The sequence below is a fragment of the Planococcus wigleyi genome, assembly GCF_014836985.1.
Taxonomy (GTDB): Bacteria; Bacillota; Bacilli; order Bacillales_A; family Planococcaceae; genus Planococcus; species Planococcus notacanthi.
Window position 1 is genome coordinate 311,055 of record NZ_JACSPU010000003.1, and the last position, 18,784, is coordinate 329,838.

Annotated in this window: 21 protein-coding genes; 14 read left to right on the forward strand and 7 right to left on the reverse strand. The window is 45.7% G+C overall.

Annotated features, from left to right (window positions below; all coding sequences use genetic code 11):
* Positions 1–168 precede the first annotated feature (168 nt).
* The 3 genes from H9630_RS10210 (at position 169) to H9630_RS10220 (ending at position 2,063) form a co-directional block, all read left to right on the forward strand.
* Positions 169–648, forward strand: coding sequence for a PaaI family thioesterase (locus H9630_RS10210; RefSeq protein ID WP_191715384.1), 480 nt, complete (start codon positions 169–171; stop codon positions 646–648).
* Positions 649–803: 155 nt separating this feature from the next.
* Entirely contained in the window at positions 804–1,754 is a 951-nt protein-coding gene (locus tag H9630_RS10215) for an ATP-grasp domain-containing protein (protein ID WP_191715385.1), read from the forward strand.
* Between the two features lie 105 nt (positions 1,755–1,859).
* Complete coding sequence (locus tag H9630_RS10220) at positions 1,860–2,063, forward strand: hypothetical protein (RefSeq protein ID WP_225218483.1); 204 nt, start codon at positions 1,860–1,862, stop codon at positions 2,061–2,063.
* 29 nt (positions 2,064–2,092) lie between these two features.
* Here the strand turns inward: H9630_RS10220 and H9630_RS10225 are convergent, their stop codons facing one another.
* A complete protein-coding gene (locus H9630_RS10225) occupies positions 2,093–2,389 on the reverse strand; it encodes a hypothetical protein (protein WP_191715386.1) in 297 nt (98 codons plus the stop codon).
* Between the two features lie 129 nt (positions 2,390–2,518).
* On the opposite strand from H9630_RS10225, the gene H9630_RS10230 reads away from it, so the two are divergent.
* Entirely contained in the window at positions 2,519–3,196 is a 678-nt protein-coding gene (locus H9630_RS10230; RefSeq protein WP_191715387.1) for a hypothetical protein, read from the forward strand.
* Between the two features lie 44 nt (positions 3,197–3,240).
* Here the strand turns inward: H9630_RS10230 and H9630_RS10235 are convergent, their stop codons facing one another.
* The 3 genes from H9630_RS10235 to H9630_RS10245 all read right to left on the reverse strand — a co-directional run bounded on the left by H9630_RS10235 (position 3,241) and on the right by H9630_RS10245 (position 5,874).
* Positions 3,241–4,176 carry an aldo/keto reductase gene (locus H9630_RS10235; protein ID WP_191715388.1) on the reverse strand — a complete coding sequence of 312 codons (936 nt, stop codon included), beginning with the start codon at positions 4,174–4,176 and terminating at the stop codon, positions 3,241–3,243.
* Between the two features lie 90 nt (positions 4,177–4,266).
* Entirely contained in the window at positions 4,267–5,538 is a 1,272-nt protein-coding gene (locus H9630_RS10240; RefSeq protein WP_191715389.1) for an erythromycin esterase family protein, read from the reverse strand.
* A gap of 66 nt (positions 5,539–5,604) precedes the next feature.
* Positions 5,605–5,874: a GNAT family N-acetyltransferase gene (locus tag H9630_RS10245; protein ID WP_191715390.1), complete on the reverse strand. Its 270-nt coding sequence runs from the start codon at positions 5,872–5,874 to the stop codon at positions 5,605–5,607.
* Between the two features lie 164 nt (positions 5,875–6,038).
* Here H9630_RS10245 and H9630_RS10250 point away from each other — a divergent pair, with 164 nt between their 5' ends.
* Positions 6,039–6,953 (forward strand): catalase family peroxidase, encoded by a 915-nt coding sequence (locus H9630_RS10250; protein WP_191715391.1) that lies wholly within the window; start codon positions 6,039–6,041, stop codon positions 6,951–6,953.
* Between the two features lie 195 nt (positions 6,954–7,148).
* Here H9630_RS10250 and H9630_RS10255 read toward each other — a convergent pair whose 3' ends face one another.
* The 3 genes from H9630_RS10255 to H9630_RS10265 all read right to left on the reverse strand — a co-directional run bounded on the left by H9630_RS10255 (position 7,149) and on the right by H9630_RS10265 (position 10,770).
* A complete protein-coding gene (locus H9630_RS10255; RefSeq protein ID WP_191715392.1) occupies positions 7,149–8,522 on the reverse strand; it encodes a Glu/Leu/Phe/Val family dehydrogenase in 1,374 nt (457 codons plus the stop codon).
* A 107-nt stretch (positions 8,523–8,629) separates the two neighbouring features.
* Complete coding sequence (locus H9630_RS10260) at positions 8,630–10,120, reverse strand: glycine betaine uptake BCCT transporter (protein ID WP_191715393.1); 1,491 nt, start codon at positions 10,118–10,120, stop codon at positions 8,630–8,632.
* A gap of 89 nt (positions 10,121–10,209) precedes the next feature.
* On the reverse strand, positions 10,210–10,770 hold the full coding sequence (locus H9630_RS10265; RefSeq protein ID WP_191715394.1) for an SLOG family protein: 561 nt from the start codon (positions 10,768–10,770) through the stop codon (positions 10,210–10,212).
* Positions 10,771–10,957: 187 nt separating this feature from the next.
* Between H9630_RS10265 and H9630_RS10270 the strand changes: the two genes are divergently transcribed.
* The 9 genes from H9630_RS10270 (at position 10,958) to H9630_RS10310 (ending at position 18,771) form a co-directional block, all read left to right on the forward strand.
* Positions 10,958–11,908 carry a threonine ammonia-lyase gene (locus H9630_RS10270; RefSeq protein ID WP_191715395.1) on the forward strand — a complete coding sequence of 317 codons (951 nt, stop codon included), beginning with the start codon at positions 10,958–10,960 and terminating at the stop codon, positions 11,906–11,908.
* A gap of 73 nt (positions 11,909–11,981) precedes the next feature.
* Positions 11,982–12,146, forward strand: coding sequence for a YfhE family protein (locus tag H9630_RS10275; protein WP_191715396.1), 165 nt, complete (start codon positions 11,982–11,984; stop codon positions 12,144–12,146).
* A 155-nt stretch (positions 12,147–12,301) separates the two neighbouring features.
* On the forward strand, positions 12,302–13,075 hold the full coding sequence (locus tag H9630_RS10280; protein ID WP_191715397.1) for an SDR family oxidoreductase: 774 nt from the start codon (positions 12,302–12,304) through the stop codon (positions 13,073–13,075).
* Positions 13,076–13,106: 31 nt separating this feature from the next.
* Complete coding sequence (locus H9630_RS10285; RefSeq protein ID WP_191715398.1) at positions 13,107–13,664, forward strand: TetR/AcrR family transcriptional regulator; 558 nt, start codon at positions 13,107–13,109, stop codon at positions 13,662–13,664.
* A gap of 19 nt (positions 13,665–13,683) precedes the next feature.
* The gene (locus H9630_RS10290; RefSeq protein ID WP_191715399.1) at positions 13,684–14,106 is read left to right on the forward strand and encodes an acyl-CoA thioesterase; all 423 of its coding nucleotides are present in this window, start codon (positions 13,684–13,686) and stop codon (positions 14,104–14,106) included.
* Positions 14,096–15,862, forward strand: a complete 1,767-nt coding sequence (locus H9630_RS10295) for an acyl-CoA dehydrogenase family protein (RefSeq protein ID WP_191715400.1) — start codon at positions 14,096–14,098, stop codon at positions 15,860–15,862. The genes H9630_RS10290 and H9630_RS10295 overlap by 11 nt, the downstream gene beginning before the upstream one ends.
* Before the next feature lie 12 nt (positions 15,863–15,874).
* Complete coding sequence (locus tag H9630_RS10300; protein WP_191715401.1) at positions 15,875–16,849, forward strand: quinone oxidoreductase family protein; 975 nt, start codon at positions 15,875–15,877, stop codon at positions 16,847–16,849.
* Positions 16,846–17,829: an MBL fold metallo-hydrolase gene (locus tag H9630_RS10305; protein WP_318247992.1), complete on the forward strand. Its 984-nt coding sequence runs from the start codon at positions 16,846–16,848 to the stop codon at positions 17,827–17,829. The genes H9630_RS10300 and H9630_RS10305 overlap by 4 nt, the downstream gene beginning before the upstream one ends.
* 15 nt (positions 17,830–17,844) lie before the next feature.
* Positions 17,845–18,771, forward strand: coding sequence for a ketopantoate reductase family protein (locus H9630_RS10310; RefSeq protein WP_191715402.1), 927 nt, complete (start codon positions 17,845–17,847; stop codon positions 18,769–18,771).
* Positions 18,772–18,784 lie beyond the last annotated feature (13 nt).

The following is an 18,784-nucleotide window of genomic DNA, read 5'->3' on the forward strand; positions in this document are numbered from 1 at the left end:
TAGGAAGAATTTAATAAAATTTTCCGCGTGCAAAAAATCCCTCAGGATTTTCGAGGGATGGAAAAAGGAAAAGCATGATCTGATGAAAAGGATCATGCTTTTTCCTTTGTCTGATGAAAAGCGTTAATGTCTCTGGATTACATACTTCAATGAAATGAGGAAAAAAACATGGAAAAACAGTTAGTAAATGCGATACAGGATGAATATGCAGAAGAATTTGCCTGGTGTTACGGCTGCGGCCGCCTCAATAAAGAAGGGCACCAGTTCCGCACCGCATGGGACGGCGAAGAAACAGTCACTTTGTATGAACCAAAGCAAGCGCATACAGCGATTCCCGGTTTCGTATACGGTGGATTGATCGCTTCGCTGGTGGATTGCCACGGGACAGGTTCGGCTTCATTGGCACTTCACCGGAAAAATGGTTTTGAGCCGGGGAGCGGGGAAGAACCCCCGCGTTTTGTTACAGCTAGTTTGCATGTGGATTACTTGAAGCCGACGCCTCATGGAGTTGTCTTGAAGGCAGTGGGCACTGTGGAAGAGATTCATCCCAAAAAGTTTAAAGTGGCAGTGAAAGTATATGCAGATGAAGCGCTATGTGCGACAGGAGAAGTCGCAGCAGTTGTCATGCCTGCTTCTTTCGCTAAATGATGGAAGGGTCCTTTCCAGGGAAGAAGATAAAGTCTAGTTTACTGGTAAGAATATCTTGGATTATTGTATACTGATTTTATTCTAGAAGATTGAATTTTGTGAGCAGCACCATAAGGAAAAGCGTTTAAAGCGCTTCACATCTGGGAGGATACGGCATGTCTGAGAAAATTTACGTTATACATGAAAACGAAGAATGGACTAACCATCTTTTTAAACGGCTCGATGAATTGGGGCTCCCTTATGAAGATTGGTTTATTAACGAAACCTTGGTTGATTTGAATGAAACACCGCCGGAAGGCGTATTTTACAGTCGTATGAGCGCTTCTTCGCACACTAGAGGGCATCGTTTTGCGCCTGAAATGACTGAATCTGTGCTGGCTTGGCTGGAACATCATGGCCGTACGGTTTTTAACGGCAGCCGTGCCCTGCGACTTGAAGTCAGCAAAGTCAACCAATACATGGCATTGAATGCAGCGGGAATCCGGACGCCGAAAACGATTGCGGCAAACGGCAAAGAGCAGATTTTGAAAGCTGCTGAAAAAATGGCTGTCCCGTCATTCATCACCAAACATAATCGGGCGGGCAAAGGATTGGGTGTGCGTTTGTTCCATTCACTTGAAGCGTTGAAGGAATATGTTGATGGCCCTGAATTTGAACCGTCCATTGATGGAATTACCTTGATCCAGGAGTATATTCAGGCACCACAACCTTTTATCACGCGCTGTGAATTTGTCGGCGGAAAATTTGTCTACGCAGTTCAAGTGGATACTTCAGAAGGATTTGAACTATGCCCAGCAGATGCCTGCCGCATCGACGACTTGTTCTGTCCGGTAGGAGAAGAAGCTGAAGAAAAACCGAAGTTCCAAGTGATTAATGGGTTTGATGATCCGATCTTGAAAAAATACGAAGCGTTCCTGAGCAGCAACGGAATTGATGTGGCCGGTATTGAATTTATCCGCAACGCTGAAGGGGAAATCTTTACGTATGATGTCAACACCAATACGAATTACAATGCCGATGCAGAAGCAGTGGCTGGAAAATTTGGCATGCTCGAGCTTGCTGAATTTCTTGGGCGAGCATTAAAAGACATGAAACTGCCTGTCTAACAAAGAATGGCGGCTGTCGATTCATTAGAGAAAGCCGCCTCTTTTGTTTACAAAGGGCTGAGCAAGGGGAAAATTCAGTTAAGGAAAATCACAAAGGGGTGTTTGATGGTGGTGGAAGAGAGAAAAGAAGAAGAATTGGCAGAACGTCCAGAGCCTGTAGAAGCCGAAGAAGCGGAAGGCGCTGAACCGGTCGAAGATGATTCGAAGTTCGATAAAATCTACAGCAATGTAGCATCCAACCGGTATGAGAACTTGCGCACGAGCTATATTGAAAACAAAGCCAAAGAACTGCGGAAACGCAAAAAATAAAAGATCGAAGTGCGCAAGCACTCGATCTTTTATTTTTTAGGGAACTTGTCAATTTCTTCAGAAACGACAAAAGCCAGATCATCATTTCCAAACATCTGCAGGACATCGAGCAACGTTTCGTGGTCGATTTCCAGTTCTTCTGTACCTGCTTGCTCGATGGCAGCAGACAGAACGGGGCTTTGCAATTGTCCGGGATAGGCACGCTGGTATAGTTCAGCGGCGTCCAATTGATGGTTCATGCACCATTGAACAAAAAGTTGGACCATCACTTCTTCATCCTGCTGGTATTTTTTTATGATGTATTCGTCTCTATTTTCGTTGTCCATGTATAGGAACCTCCATCACTAATCGTTTTGTGATAGTAGCATACCAAACAATTCAAGTGCTTGCATGGACTTCTACCCATTTTTCCTCTAGAATGAAGCCATGGCAATGACAGTATCGGAGGGCAAATTATGAAATTACTTCAAGTAAGAAAAGGACAATTCGTCTATTACCAAAATGAATTGCACAAAGTGTATTCTGTAAAACCGTTGGCTAAAAAGTCGGTGCTGATGTTCCGCATCAAGGATATGGAGCAAGTCGCCAGCAAGGCTGAAGAAGTCACGTTCTACAAACCGAAACATATGGATTCTTTCCTATTTTTTGGTGCTAGGTACACGTTGCATGAAGACCGTCCGGCAGAAGAAGGCGGCTATATCTTAATCACTAAACCGGATCCTGATTATATGGATCATTATTCATTGAATGAATTCGAAAAAGTGGAATCTGTTGAAGGCAAGAATGTCATCACCACTCGCCAAAACACAGTGAAATCGAGAGAATTTCTCGTTATGGTGTCTGGAGAAGAACAGGGCAGCAACGATATCGTCTACTTGGATAAGTCAAAAGTTTCAGCTGAACAGCTGGAGCAGGACTCTCAGCTAGAAGAAGTGTTGCGTGAAAAGAATGCGGTCCGTCCGTCTATCGGGGATGTTTATTTGAACCTCGATAACACTGGGACAGCAATGGTAGTAGCAATTGCCGGAGAAGAAGTGACACTTGGAACCGGGGAACGCATTACGTTCCATGAATTGTATAAAGCAGATAACTGGAGTTATCTATACAATATCAACGATGGCGAATTCAGATAAAAATCAACAAAAGGCGATCCTCCAAGGATCGCCTTTTTTTTGGATTAATCTTTAAAAATAGAACCGATTTCCAAAATTTCTTCTGTGCTCAATTGGACGTCGAGTGCACTTAAGTTCGACAATACCTGATCGGCACGTTTAGCACCGGGAATCACGCCATCAATTTCGGGGCGTGCCAAATACCAGGCCAAGACGATGTGTGCTGTTTCCGTACCTTTGGCTTCTGCAATGTTCTTTAGTTTTCGTACCTTCTCCAAGTTGCGCTCAAATTCTTCTCCTTGAAGATGGGGCATGTTTGTCCGCAAATCATCAAAAGTTTTATTTTTATCGTATTTCCCCGCCAACAAGCCGGCCGCAAAAGGGAAGTAAGGAACGTAGGAAATTCCATGTTCTTTTACATAAGGGAAATAATCTTCTTCAGCCTGACGCTTCAAGAGATTGTACTCGCCTTGAAAAACATCTACGTAACCGTCTTTATTGGCATCCTTTAATTGATCCATGGAGAAATTGGAAACGCCGATCGAACGGATTTTTCCTTCTTCCTTCAAGCGCTGCAATGCACCGACTGCTTCAGCTTTCGGTGTTTGCTTATCGGGAAAATGGATATAGAACAAGTCAATATAATCAGTCTGAAGGCGCTTCAGGCTGTCTTCTACCGTCTGCTTCAAAAAAGCGGGTGAGTTATCGGTGACATGCTTATCGCCTTGGCGTCGCTGCGCTCCTTTGGTGGCAACCACCAGTTCCTGGCGAGCTCCGGATTCCTGCAGTACTTCACCTAACAATTCCTCTGAGCGGCCATAGCCGTAGGAATAAGCAGTATCAATAAAGTTCAACCCATTATCGATGCCGGCGTGAACCAGCTCTTTGCCGGTGTCTTCGTTTAAATCCGGATAAAGATTATGTCCGCCCACAGCATTGATGCCGAGGCCGATCGGATTGATGTATAAGCCTGTTTTTCCAAGTTGTGTCTTTTCAGTCATGAATAGTCCAGCTCCTTTGAATAAGTCTGTTTTTATCATAACATTCTAAAATTTGCGGGCGAAAGATAACGCTCAGAAAAGACGATCCAGTTAAAGAGGGCGGAGTGCCTGGGTGGAATCAATAAAGACGAAGGCGTCATAGCGCTGCGACATTTTTGAAGGGACGTAATTGCCGTAGGCTTCATGTTCCGGGTTATAGACGACGCCGATTGCACGGTGGCCGACCCAACGATCAAAAAGAGCGAAATTCTCCGAATGGAACAATAGGAATTTATTGAAAGCGCCGGTTCGGTGCAGAACATCTTCCCACGTATTGGGGGTGGCAGGCGGGATTGTCATTTTTTCGGCCGGATCTCCCCAGGAAGGAGCGGCAATGACCGTTCCGGAATGAGTCCCGAAGCCTACTGCATAAACATCTTCTAAGCGGTTTTGTTCACGCAGAATCTGCCCGACATTGGTCATCCCTTCCTTTCTCATATCCGTGGCACTGGCATCGCCGATGTGGGTGTTATGCTCCCAAATGATGATTTTTGCCTCTCTGCCATGATAATCCCGAATTTCGTTGATCGCTTCCACCATATGTTCATCGCGAATATTCCAGGACATTTCACCGCTTTGCATCATGGCCCGGTAATAGTCTTCCGCGTTTTTCAGGACTAAGGCATTGATCTTCAAATTCAAATCACTTTCATATTCATTCTTGTACAGGTCTTCGTTCGATCGTATAGAGGCCAGCAATTTTGTCACTTCCTCCACACATGTCTTGGAAAAGTCTGCGGCAGCCACCGCATAATTTTCGGGTTCCCGGTTAAAGGGCTCAAAGCAGGCGAATGCTTCTTTTGCCAATTCACTATCCCCGCCGGACGGATTGGTTTTTGAAAGATAATGGACCACTTCTTCCATGGATTCCCACAGGCTATATACGTCAATGCCGTAAAAACCGACTTTTTGGGAAGCTGCTTGATTGTGCTTTTTCAGCCAGCTGACAAAGTCAGCGATTTCTTCATTGGCCCACATCCAAGTCGGCCATCTGGTAAAAGCCTCAAGCGTTTCAGCCGACTTTTTTTCATTCCGCTCAAATCCTTTGATATAGCGGTTCACCTGCTGGCAGGAAGGCCAATCGCCCTCAACGGCAATCAGCGAAAAGCCTTTTTCCAAAATTAATCTTTTGGTCAAAGCTGCCCGCCATGTATAAAATTCGGATGTTCCATGTGTCGCTTCTCCCAGAAGAACAAACTTCGCGTCGCCGATCGCTTCTAAAAGAGGCGTCAACTCTTCAACTGAATGGAAGGGCTGTGCATGCATTTTGACGGCTTCCTCAAGCGATATCTTCACCTGTTCCAACCCCTTTTTACTGTTCATGTTCCCCGTGGTGAAACTCTCAAACAAAGACAAAAGAAAAAGCATCCGCTTTATGCGGATGCTCTCTTATTTAGCCAGGACGTCTTGGAATTCAGGTGTTTTTTCAATAACGCCGTTTGCAAATGGGCATTGAGGATCGATTGTTTTGTTTTCGCTGCGTGCGAACTCAACGACCTGTGAGACTAATTTTTTGCCGATTCCTTGGCCCTCCAATTTAGGGGATACCTCGGTATGGTCGACGGTCAATACGTCCCCATTTTCTACATAACTCAGGTAAGCCAGTTCTTCGGAATTCTCCACAGCCGAGAATTTATTGTTTTCATGTTTGAAATCCACTGATGTTGCCTCCTTTAGTTTGTATGATGCGTTCTTTTTTTGTATTCCCTTTCTAATATAGAATATTCAATCCCAATGAAGAAATTATATTGCGGGAAAAATAGATATACAGATTTACTCCTTGTGTAAACAGGGTATGGATTCTCATGAAGAGGTGATAAGGAATGAAAAAGTCGCAGTTAGCAGAAACAGCCATTGACCGAATTGAAAAGGTATTTGGCACACATCAAGGGCACCGAAGAGCCCATGCCAGAGGGAAAAGTTACCGAGCCCGTTTTACAGCGACAGGTTCCGCCAGTGAGTTGACAACAGCATCGCATCTGCAAAAAGGGGAAAGCAGAGCTTTTGTTCGTTTTTCGCATTTCTCTCCAGACCCGACATGGGCAGATGCAATGTCTCCAGTCAAAGGAATGGCCGTCCAATTCGAATTGGCGAACGGAGAGGCGACCAATATCGTGGGTGTCACGTCTCCCATTTTCTTTGCAAAAACACCCGAAATTTTCACAGAAATGCTGGGTGTCGCAAAATCGTTCAAGAAAGGCAAGCCCAGCATAACGGAACTGGCAGGCTTGCTGAAAGATTATCCGGAAAGTGGAGCGATGCTCAACAACATCCGCAAAATGCAGGCACCGGCCAGTTTTGCGACCGGCCAGTATAACTCGGTCCATGCTTTTTATTTTATTGATCTAAAAGGCCAGCGCCGACCTGTTAAATACTTGTGGGAACCAGAAGAAGCAGTGGAAACCCTGTCGCCGCTCGATGCCGTTAAATTGCCAGTCGGTTCTTTTGAAGCGGATATTGAGGACCGGATTGCAAAAGGCCCAGTGAATTTCCGTCTGGATGTCATTTTGGGGCAACCGGAAGATCCTACAGACGATCCGACAAAAGAATGGCCGGACGACCGGGAAAAGCTGACGATCGGTTATTTGGCGATCGTGGAAGAGGCGCCGGAAGCGGACGAGATTGTTTTTGATCCGACGCTTGTTACGGAAGGCATTGCATGTTCAGAAGACCGTATTCTAAACTTCCGCCACGACGCGTACAGAATTTCCCACCAACGAAGAATGTCCGAGCAGTAAAAAACGCACAGCCCAATTTTAAGGGCTGTGCGTTTTAAGTCATTTTCTACTTTTAGGTGCTTGCGCTTTTCTTATTGTCCAGACTCCAGCAGCCAGCCTCTCGAGTCGCTTCAGCCTTACCAGCAATGGCAAAGACCGCCATTACCGATAAGGCTTCCAGCGCTTGTCGAGGCTAAACGGCTGCTTGCGCTTTTCTTAATAAAGCTTTCCTTGCCGGTAAATCACAGTGGATAGCCTCATAACAGCATGGATGAAACAATTTTGGCGGAGGTTAAATGGATCGCCATAGTATTGCGGCAGTATCATGTCCATTGTTTCCTGCATTTTTTCGATCAATAACCGGTAAACTTCTTTTTCTGTATAGAACTGCGTTTCACGGCCTTGCAGCCATTCGAAATAAGAAACGATAACCCCGCCGGCATTTGCCAGAATGTCAGGGATGACAACAACGCCTTGCTCATTCAGGTATTCGTCGGCTTCAGCTGTCGTAGGTGCGTTTGCACCTTCTATGATAATCCGTGCCTGTACGTCTCTTACATTGTCTTCGCGGATTTGGTTTTCGAGTGCCGCCAATAGCAAGACATCTACTGGCAAGGTGACCAGGATCTCGCGTTCTTTTATTTCCGCTTTGATGCTGGCACTTTGCAACTGCTCTTCTGTTGCTGGCAAATCTCCACGGTTGGTTTTGGTAAATTCGATCAAAGCGGGAATATCCAGTCCGTCTTCGTTATACAAGGTTACGTTGCGGTCACTGACAGCAACGATTTTGTGGTCGATCAACTCACATTTATAAGCCTCTAGAGCAGCTACGGAACCAACATTCCCAAAGCCTTGGACAGCCATCTTCAATGGGCGGTCGTAGAGCTCCAAAGTCGTCTTGGCAAAAGGGTTATCACTGGTGGACAGCAGCTGTTCGTTGGCTTTCACGTAATCGTGAAGAAGGTAGCGGAATGTGAAATAAACGCCTTTTCCGGTTGCTTCCCGTCTTCCAAGCGACCCGCCGTTTACAACGCTTTTACCGGTGAAACTTCCAAGGTACGGGGTACCGTGATGGACTTTTTTGTATTCTGCCATCATCCAGTCCATTTCCCTCTCGCCAGAACCCATGTCAGGCGCGGGGATGTCTTTATCCGGACCAATAACATCTGAGAAATAGCGGACGTATTTTCTGGAAATGAGATTCAGTTCTTTTTCCGAGTATTCGCGGGGGTTAAGGACAATGCCGCCCTTGCCGCCGCCGAACGGCACTTTGTGGAGTGCGTTTTTCAAAGTCATCAGAAATGCCAGGTTGATGACTTCTTCTTCATTGACGCTTTCGTGAAAACGGATGCCGCCTTTATAAGGGCCCATTGCATCGTTGTGCTGTGCACGGAAAGCGGGAATCCGAACGACACTCCCGTCATCCAAAGGGACCCTCAGGAAGGCTTTATGTATTTTGTCAGGTGTAGAAAGAATGGCGCTCAGTGAAGCGAAAGCCTGCTTGCGGTCCGCCAAATCAGGCAGGAATGAATCGTTTTCAAGCAAAGCATCCAATGATTCCTGAATAATTTTTTTGGTTTCTGTCTGCATATCCGGAACACCTCCAAGTGTAATGTCTACTTAATCTATACCCAGTCCTTCTCTATTTAATCAATAAGAAAAGCCGTCTTCGGAAATATCCCGAAGACGGCAGTTGTTTACTTTTTGTTTTTAATCAATTGCAATTCCAGATTCAGTGCTTTAAACAGCGCAAAGACCATGAGGATCATCACGAATGAGAAAGGCAATGCCGCGATAATAATGGTGTTCTGCACAGCCGTCAAGCCTCCCACGGACAGCAGGATGGCTGCCACCATTGACTGGGCAATTCCCCAGAGGATCTTGATTTGGTTGCTTGGCACCAAAGAGCCGTGTGTTGACTGCATCCCCAATACGAAAGTAGCGGAGTCAGCAGATGTAATGAAGAATGTTGTAACGAGCAGAATGGCAATGAGCGACATGATAAAGCCGAGCGGCATCTCGTTAAACATCGCAAACAATGTCTGTTCTGTAGGGAAAGCTGTTAAATCGATCCCGCTTTTTTGAAAATTGATTGCTGTCGATCCGAAAGTAGCGTACCAGATTCCCGCAAAGGCGCTTGGTGCAAGTACTACGCCAACCAGGAATTCACGGATGGTGCGGCCTTTGGAAATGCGGGCGATAAACATACTGACAAATGGTGCCCATGAAATCCACCATGCCCAGTAGAAGATGGTCCATCCATCCAGCCAGCTGCGATTTTCTGCATCAAGTGGAGCGGATTGGAAACTCAGGCTGATTAAATTTTGGAGATACTCTCCGAAAGTTTCAGTGAACATATTCAAAATTAGTAGAGTAGGGCCTAATATTAGGACCAGTATCAACAAAATAACTGCTAAAACCATATTGGTATTAGACAGGTATTTGATTCCTTTGTTCAGTCCCGACCATGCAGAAGCGATGAACAAAATAGTCACGGCACCAATAATCAGCATTTGTACCCAATATTCTTGAGGTGCGCCGAACAGATAAGCAATGCCGCCATTAATTTGAGCAGCGCCAAAGCCGAGTGAAGTTGCTACGCCAAAGACTGTAGCAAAAACAGCGAGTACGTCAACGAGTGTTCCCAAGGGACCATTCATCTTATCGCCAAAAATCGGCTTCAATGTTGATGAAATTAATGCAGGTTCGCCTTTTCTGAATTGGAAAAAGGCTAAAGAAAGAGCGACCATTCCATACATCGTCCAGATATGGATGCCCCAGTGGTAATAAGATCGCTGCAAAGCTTCCTTAAATGCAGCGTCAGATCCGATTTCTGCCGTTGCAGGTTGAATGGCAAAATGGGATAGCGGCTCTGAAGCGCCATAGAAGACGAGGCCGATGCCCATCCCCGCAGAGAATAACATGGAGATCCAACTGAAAGTCGAAAACTCAGGGCGATCAGAATCTTTGCCAAGCCGGATTTTTCCATAGGGGCTGACGATAATGATGGCAACGAGGATTAGCAGAATGGCCATAATCATTAAATAATACCAGCCAAATGCTGTATTGATATAGTTACGGATGTTTCCCGTGGCAGTTTCAAAGATTTCAGGCGCAATAACGCCGAAAGCGACAGTTAAGATAACCAACGCAAATGTGATGTAAAAGACTTTCGAAGCTTTCTTCATAGTTCCTCCTGAAGTAATTTTTTTAACATAGTTGTTAAGGTTACATAAAAGCTTACTTATAGTCAACCTAATAAAAGAAAGGAGGGATATTAATTGTCCCATTCCTTCATTTGTTCTTCTTCTGCCACAACTCGCAGGTCATCACCGGAAATCGTCAAAACTTGATAATCAGTTGTTTCCGCATAACGCTCCGCTTCTTTCTTGATGAATTTGGGGGAACCATCAGTTTCTTCATCATAGACTATGAGGATGCCATCGGAATTGCGCAGGAAGAACTTGTTCTTTTCGATGAATTGCCAAGGTGCTTCATAAGGTTTACTGGTCAGGCTGCGGTGAAAATCAGCCTGTTCGATAATCATGCGATAATTTTCCTGCTTGGTTTCATTCCATCTTCCTTCCTGGTCGAGAAAAGGTGTAAGCACAGCGTATTTCAATTCCGGAAATTCTTCCTTCATCTCTAGCACAACTTCAGCGGCCCAGGTTTCAACACCCAGCTGTCCGCTCAAAATTATCCATTCCAATCCTTCATCTAGCAAAGCCCGAAAACGATTTTCCAATGCTTTTTTAATGAAAAAGACACCTGGATTTTTTTCGTCAAATATGCCCAGTTCATGTTGCTTATAGCCGGTGACCACCAATCGTTTCAACAATTTGTCCACTCCTCTTGAGGTTTTGCCATCTTACTCTATAGTATAGGCGGCAGAGCGTCCACTCGCATTAATTTCTCCGCATGACGGATGGATTTTTAAATCTGATTATTCAATTTAAAAAGAACGTTTATGATAAGATACAGGAAAAATAGAACGGATTTATTAGTGAACCAAAGGAGTGGATTAAATGGTAAGCCTTGCAGATGTGAAGAAAGCACAGAAAGAAATCCAAGAGACAATCCATCAAACACCGATCTTGACGTCTTCGCTTCTGGATGAACGCTGCGGAATGGAAGTCTTTTTAAAAGCGGAACATCTGCAGAAGACGGGCTCCTTTAAAATAAGGGGAGCCACGAATGCGGTAAAACAAGCAGCAGCAGCTGGAGCACGTTTCATCACAGCAGCGTCTTCCGGCAATCATGGCCAGGCTATTGCTTATATCGCCGGTCGAATGGGCATCCCTGCGATCATTATTGTGCCTGAAGATGCCAATCGCGCCAAAGTGGAAGCGATTAAAGCATACGGGGCCAAGGTTGAGTATTGCGGATTGACTTCCGCTGAACGAATACCGAGAGCCGAGCAATTGGCAGAAAGAAATAATGGGGTCTATATCCCACCTTATGATCATCCCGCGGTCATTGCCGGCCAGGGAACCGTTGCCTTGGAGATTCTTGAACAGGTGCCGGAAGCGGACACCATCGTTGTGCCGGTTGGAGGGGGCGGCTTGATCAGCGGAATTTTATCGGCAGTAAAAAATAGTAAGCCCAGCATCCGTATTATCGGAGTCGAACCTGAGACAGCCAATGATACGTTTCTCTCTCTTCAAAAAGGGGAAATCACAGCCATTTCCGGAACTTCAACCATCGCGGACGGATTGCGCACTTCACAGCCTGGTGATTTGACCTTTCCTGTTTTGAAAGAGCATCTCGACGACTTGGTCTTGGTTTCTGAAACTGAAATTAAAGAGGCATTCCGTTTCTTGTTGGAACGCACCAAACAACTAGTAGAACCTTCAGGCGCGACGGCTTTGGCTGCAGTCATGGCAGGTAAGAATGAAATGGAAATTAAAAAGGCCGTTGTCGTTTTAACAGGAGGGAACATCGACCTTCTTAAGATTTCTCATATACTAGAAAACTGAGGTTTAGATGAACGTCACGCGGGAAAAGTGCCAACAACAGGATGAAAACCAATTGATGAAAGGAGTGGGAGTCATGAGCAAAGAAAAAGAGCCACATGAAAAATTGGCGGATAAAGAACTGGATTTGAAGGCCGCTCAGGAAGTGCATTACAATGACGATTTTAAGAAAGCAGACAATGCTGCCAAGGCGGAAAATCAACAAAACGAAAGCAAGTCCGAAAAATCTGATGACAAGTGATTGAAAAGCTGATTATTACTTAAAGTAATAATCGGCTTTTTTGTATTGAATCGTTTCTTGCAAAAAGAAGTTGAAAGCGGTAACATTAATTTAAGAATTCTGAACATACTAACTAGTTAGTATGTATGTTTTATCAATAGACAGGGGGATGGAAGATGAACGTAATGGATTTATTCAAATTGGAAGGCAAAACGGCAATTGTAACAGGAGGTGGCCGTGGCCTTGGTGCCATGATGGCTGAAGCGTTTGCAGAAGCGGGAGCGAATGTCGTCGTGTGTTCACGAAAAGTGGAGGCCTGCCAGGAAACGGCGGAAAAATTGGATAAAATGGGCGCCGGAACGCTTGCGCTGGCATGTGATGTCACGAATGAAGACGATGTGAAGAATGTTGTTCAGCAAACGCTTGAAAAGTTCGGCTCTATTGATATTCTGGTCAATAATTCCGGAGCTACGTGGGGAGCGCCGGTTGTCGATATGCCGCTGGATGCCTGGCAAAAAGTGATGGATGTCAATGTAACAGGAACATTCCTCATGAGCCGTGAAGCAGGAAAGGCGATGATTGAACAAAAGAGCGGAAAGATCATCAATATTTCATCAGTTGCCGGATTAGGGGGAATCAATCCGACGCTGATGGATACGATAGGCTATAACACCAGCAAAGGTGCGGTCATCACTTTTACGAAAGATTTGGCTGCCAAATGGGGGCAGCATAACATTAACGTCAATGCGATCGCTCCTGGTTTCTTTCCGACCAAAATGTCGAAAGTGGTGATGGAAAAAGGACAGGAGGGCTTGCTTGCCCAAACGCCATTGAATCGTTTCGGCACGGAAGAGGATTTGAAAGGAGCCGCTTTATTCCTGGCATCCAAAGCTTCTGATTATATAACTGGTGATGTCGTTATCGTCGATGGCGGCATGCACGCACTGTAAATTATGGGAAAACGAATGGCGGGGTATGATCATGAAAGCGGAAATCAAACAGAAAAGCATTCTCCTGTTTGAGGAAAAGGGTTTCAGTGAAACTTCCATACAGGATATCGTCGAGGCGTTAGGTGTCACGAAAGGGACTTTCTATTATTACTTCTCAAGCAAAGAACAACTGTTGATGGATATTCATTTAGGCTATATCGACGATCTGCTGAACCGCCAGGAGAAAATCCAGCAAAAGCAAATCAGCAATCGTGAAAAACTGACGCAGCTCATCGCTTTATTGATTACCGACATCGCGAAACATGGACCAAGCGGGAAAGTGTTTTTTAGGGAAATGCGCCATCTGGGCGAAGAGAATGCCTTCCAAGTGAAGGGCAAACGTGAAAAATTTCGTAAAAACCTGGAAAAAATCATAATGGACGGTATCGTTCAAAAAGAATTCCGGCAGGGACTTGATCCTGATATCATCGCATTTGCCATTTTAGGTGTCGCTAATTGGAGCTACCAATGGTTCAATCCCTCAGGTGGGATTACAGCGGATCGGTTGGCGGACATATACAGTGATCTGATTCTTAACGGCATCGTTTGAAGATAAAGGAGGAAATGCAATGGCACATGAAATTCCGGTAAAAGTGCGGTTTAGTGAAACTGACGCCTTAGGGCATATCAGCAATATCAGCTATTTTATCTACCTGGAAGAAGCGCGGACTGAATTTTTCGCTGAACTGGGTTTTGGGCGCGACATCAAGAATTGGAAGATCATTCTTGCTTCAGCTTCCTGTGACTTTGTCAGTCAGGGCTATTACAACCAAAAGTTGGTCGTCCGGACAGAAGTCAGCAAAATCGGCAACTCAAGTTTTCAGGTGGTACACGAAATCAATGATGCAGAAAGTGGGGAACTGATTGCAAGAGGACAGGCAAGCGGTGTCCATTTCAATTTCGAAACACAAAAAAGCGAGCCTTTACCCGAAGCAAACCGCCAACAACTGGAAAAGCATTTAATCAAGGAGGCAAGCCATCATGGAAACTAAGACCACAGGATATAAAGGGGCAGCCTTCCTTTACAAACCGTCGCAAGATTTTTTCACACCGGAAGATTTCACGGATGAGCATCAATTGATTGCCAAAACAGCAAGGCTTTTTCTTGAAAAGGAAGTACGGCCAAACAATGAAGCCATCGAAAACCAGGATTTCGATTTGGTTAAGGAGCTGTTTGCTAAAGCGGGAGAGCTTGGGCTGCTTGGCCATAGCATTCCGGAAGCATACGGTGGCCTTGGACTGGATAAAATCAGCAAAGGGCTGGTCGGCGAGTCGCTGGGCTCAGCTGGAGGATACGGCGTAGCGCATTCCAATCATACATGCATTGCGACGTTGCCAATCACTTATTTTGGCACGCGAGAGCAAAAAGAGAAATATTTGCCGAAGCTGGCTTCGGGGGAATTTATCGGTGCTTATTGCCTGACGGAGCCGGGAGCAGGGTCCGACGCGCTTTCTGCCAAAACTACTGCCAAGCTCAATGAAGCCGGAACCCATTACCTATTGAACGGAACAAAGATGTTCATCACCAATGCCGCTTTTTCCGATACATTCATTGTTTACGCAAAAGTTGATGGGACAGCCTTTACGGCGTTCATCGTTGAAAAAGACCACCCAGGCCTATCGCTTGGGCAGGAAGAACAGAAGATGGGCATTAAAGGTTCTTCCACGCGATCCGTCATTTTTGAAGATTGCGAAGTGCCGGTGGAGAATTTGCTTGGGGAAATAGGCAAAGGCCATATCATTGCCTTAAATGTCTTGAATTTGGGACGCTACAACCTGGGATCTGCCTGCATGGGTGCAGCAAAATATGGATTGGAGCTAGCATTGAAATATACCAGCGAACGCCGTCAATTCGGCAAAGCGATTGCGGAATTTACGGCTACTCAAGAAAAATTGGCCAATATGGCTCTTCGCATCTACGCCTCTGAATCTCTTCAATACCGGACTGCGGGGTATTTGGAAGATGCGCTGGGTGGGCTTTATGAATCGGACGATTACGACTTTATTGCTAAACAGCTGATGGAGTATGCAGTTGAATGTGCGGTCTGCAAAGTGCATGGCTCGGAAACGCTCGACTTTGTAGCTGATGAGGCACTGCAGCTACATGGCGGTTACGGTTTTATTAAAGAATATAAAGTGGAGCAAATGTACCGTGATTCACGGATCAACCGGATCTTTGAAGGCACAAATGAAGTCAATCGGTTGCTGATTCCAGGGAATTTGTTGAAGCAGGCGGCTAAAGGTAAGCTGCCATTGCCGCAATTGACAGCATCTGCTATTGAAGAAATGAAATCTCCACAAGCCGTAACAAACTCGCCTATTTCCCGGGAAATAGAAGCCGTCCAGGCAATCCGCCGCATCTTTCTGTTTTGTACTGGCATGGCCTATGAAACATACGGAAACAGTCTCGGTGAAGAGCAGGAAGTGCTGATGGCATTGGCGGATATCGCTATTGCTTTATACGCTCTCGAATCTGCGGTGATGAGAACGGAGAAAGCAATGGCAACAGAAAGCGAACAGCAGCATGCGCTGAAAATGTTGATGATCCAGGCTTTGGCGAGCGATACACTTATGGAAGTGGAAATGGCGGCCCGTAAAATGATCCAGGCAGTTTCTGATGAAAATCAATTGGCGCGCAATACAGCCGCAGTGATAAACGAACTGAACCGTCTGCAGCACGGGGGCATGGATAAAGTGAAGCGGCAGATTGCTAAGGATTTATTAGAAGCGGAACACTATATTTGCTAGGGGGAATTATTGATGAAGGTTATTAAATTTGAAGAATACGGTGGACCTGATGTCTTGCAGTTCGTGGAAGCTGAAAAGCCGGATCCATCTGCTACAGAAGTCATTATTGAAGTGAAAGCAATCGGCGTCAATTATGCAGATACAGCGAGGCGTGAAGGGAAATATGTCGTCCCGACGGAACTGCCGTATATTCCAGGGTCGGAAGTGGCTGGCGTAATCGTCGAAGTGGGGGGAAACGTCGAAAAGTTTAAAACGGGCGATCGTGTTGTTGCGCTCATCGGTTCTGCAGGCTACGCCGAATATGCAGCTGTCGACCAAAGTGTGCTGACAGAAGTGCCGGAAGGCGTCGACTTTGATCAGGCTGTGGCGCTGCCGCTGCAGGGATTAAGTGCTTATCATATTTTAAAAACCATGGGCCGTCTGGAACCAGGGGAGACAGTATTGATTCACGCTGCTGCAGGTGGTGTCGGCGCCATCGCCGTCCAATTAGCCAAGATTTTTGGGGCTGGAAAAATTATCGCAACAGCGAGTACGGAAGAAAAACTATTTCATGCGCAGAAAATGGGTGCTACCCACCTGGTCAACTACACGGAAGAAGGATGGGTAGAAAAAGTGAAGAGCCTTACTGACGGTAAAGGCGTAGACTTGGCGCTGGAAATGGTCGGCGGTGAAGTCTTCAATAAAACGGTGAAATGCTTAGCTCCATTCGGCAGGCTTGTCATATTCGGTGCAGCCAGCGGAGAACAGGCGTCATTCAACCCTGGTCAATTGATGCGCAAAAACCAGTCAGTCATCGGCTTTTTTCTGCCACAGATTATGCGTTACCCGGAATTATTCCAGCGAAGCTTCAGTGAATTATTGACTTATATGAAGAGTGGAGAGTTGATTTTGACGATCGGCGGTACGTATCCATTGGAAGAAGCAGCGAAGGCTCATCATTCGTTGCAGGGGCGAAAAACCATCGGGAAGCTGGTTTTGAAGCCGTGACGCAGCATGTATCAAATAATGGCTTTGAAACTGCGGCGATGCTGGAAAAATTGGGAGTTGAAGCGATCCGGATTGATTTGCCTTTTCGTTTAAATCACGTCAACTGCTTCTTGGCCGAAACTGGGCAGGGGTGGACAGTCATTGATGCTGGATTAAACAATGACTATACGAGAGCTTTATGGGAACGCAAGCTGCAAGGCAAACAGGTCACTGATATATTGGTGACCCATTATCATCCGGACCATTTCGGCTATGCAGGTGGATTGCAGGAAAAGACGGGAGCAAAAGTTCGAATGACCCAGACGGATGCGGCAGCAGGAATGGCGTCGTGGGCAGATCCTTTTTTGGAAACCATTCCTGAAAACTACAGAGCGTCGGGAATTCCTGAAAGCCAGGCAGTGCAGATGGCAAAGAATACGGAAGAATTCAAGCCTTTGGTATCGCCTTTGCCGAAAATCGAACAGTATTTAGCAGAAGGGGACCTTGTGCAGATCGGCCACTATGAATACCGGGTGATCTCTACGCCAGGCCATTCCGACGGCATGATTTGCTTCTATAATGAAGAGCACCGGACATTGTTTTCAGCAGACCACATTCTGCCTAAAATAACACCCAATATTTCGTATTGGTTTCATGGAGAAAAGGATCCTCTAGCGTCATACTTAGCGTCTTTGAAAAAAGTTAGGAAATTGGATGCGGGATTCGTCATTCCGTCTCATGGAAGCCCATTTTATGATGCCAATCAGCGAATCGATGAACTGTTGAGGCACCATGACGAGCGGCTTGAAGAAACGCTGGAGGCAATCACTGCGCCGCAAACCATCTTCAAAGCATGTGAAACATTGTTCCGGCGGCCTTTGAACGTTCATGAAATGCGTTTTGCTGTGGGAGAAACACTGGCACATCTGGAACACTTGAGGCACAAAAAAGAATGTAGACGCGAAATGACAAATGGCATTTGGCTATATGAAAAAGTATAGAAGAGGGGTGCAGTCATGAAAATTCTGATTGTAGGTGCAGGAGCGATTGGTGGATACTTTGGCGGACGATTGCTCGAAAAAGGGGAAGACGTCACTTTTCTGGTGAGGGAAGGAAGAAAAGAGAAGCTGCAGCAAACTGGCTTGAATATCCAAAGCAAACACGGGGATCTGCAGCTTTCTCCTAAACTGATCACAAAAAAAGAACAAAGTGCGCCTTTTGATGTGGTGTTGCTGTCCACCAAATCCTATCAGCTGAAAAACGCGATAGAAGATGTAAAGGCGTTTGTCGACAGCAATACCATGATTCTGCCTTTGTTGAATGGGATCGCTCATTTGACTCCGTTGGTCGAAGCTTTTGGAGAAGAACGCGTCATCGGAGGCTTATGCTTTGTCGAAACGACATTAGCGGAAGATGGCACCATTGTCCAGACAAGTCCCACTCATCAATTGATCTACGGTGAACGGACAGGCGACGATACGCAACGTATACAAAGATTGGAACAGGCTTTTAGTGGAACCAAGGCGGATTTCATCAGGAGCGATAACATCGAACAGGAAATGTGGCATAAGTATTTGTTTATCACAGCCATGTCGGGCATCACTTCCATGATGGAATCGCCTATTGGGCCGATACGGGAACTTGAATCGGGACAGCGTACAATCCAGACATTGCTGGAAGAGCTTGCAGCTATTATGGAAAAGATGGAAGCTCCTATCCAACGGGAAATTGCGGATATGCAATTAAAGCGGATCAACAGCATGTCGGCAGAAATGAAATCTTCCATGCAGCGGGATATCGAAAAAATGCAGGCTACGGAAGCTGAACATCTGCAGGGCTACTTGCTCGCGCGGGCTAAAGAATTAGAAATGCAGGTTCCTGTTCTTGAAATCATCTATACGAAATTAAAGTTATATGAGCAAAAATTGACTAAAGATGCTTAAGCTCCTTGTCTAT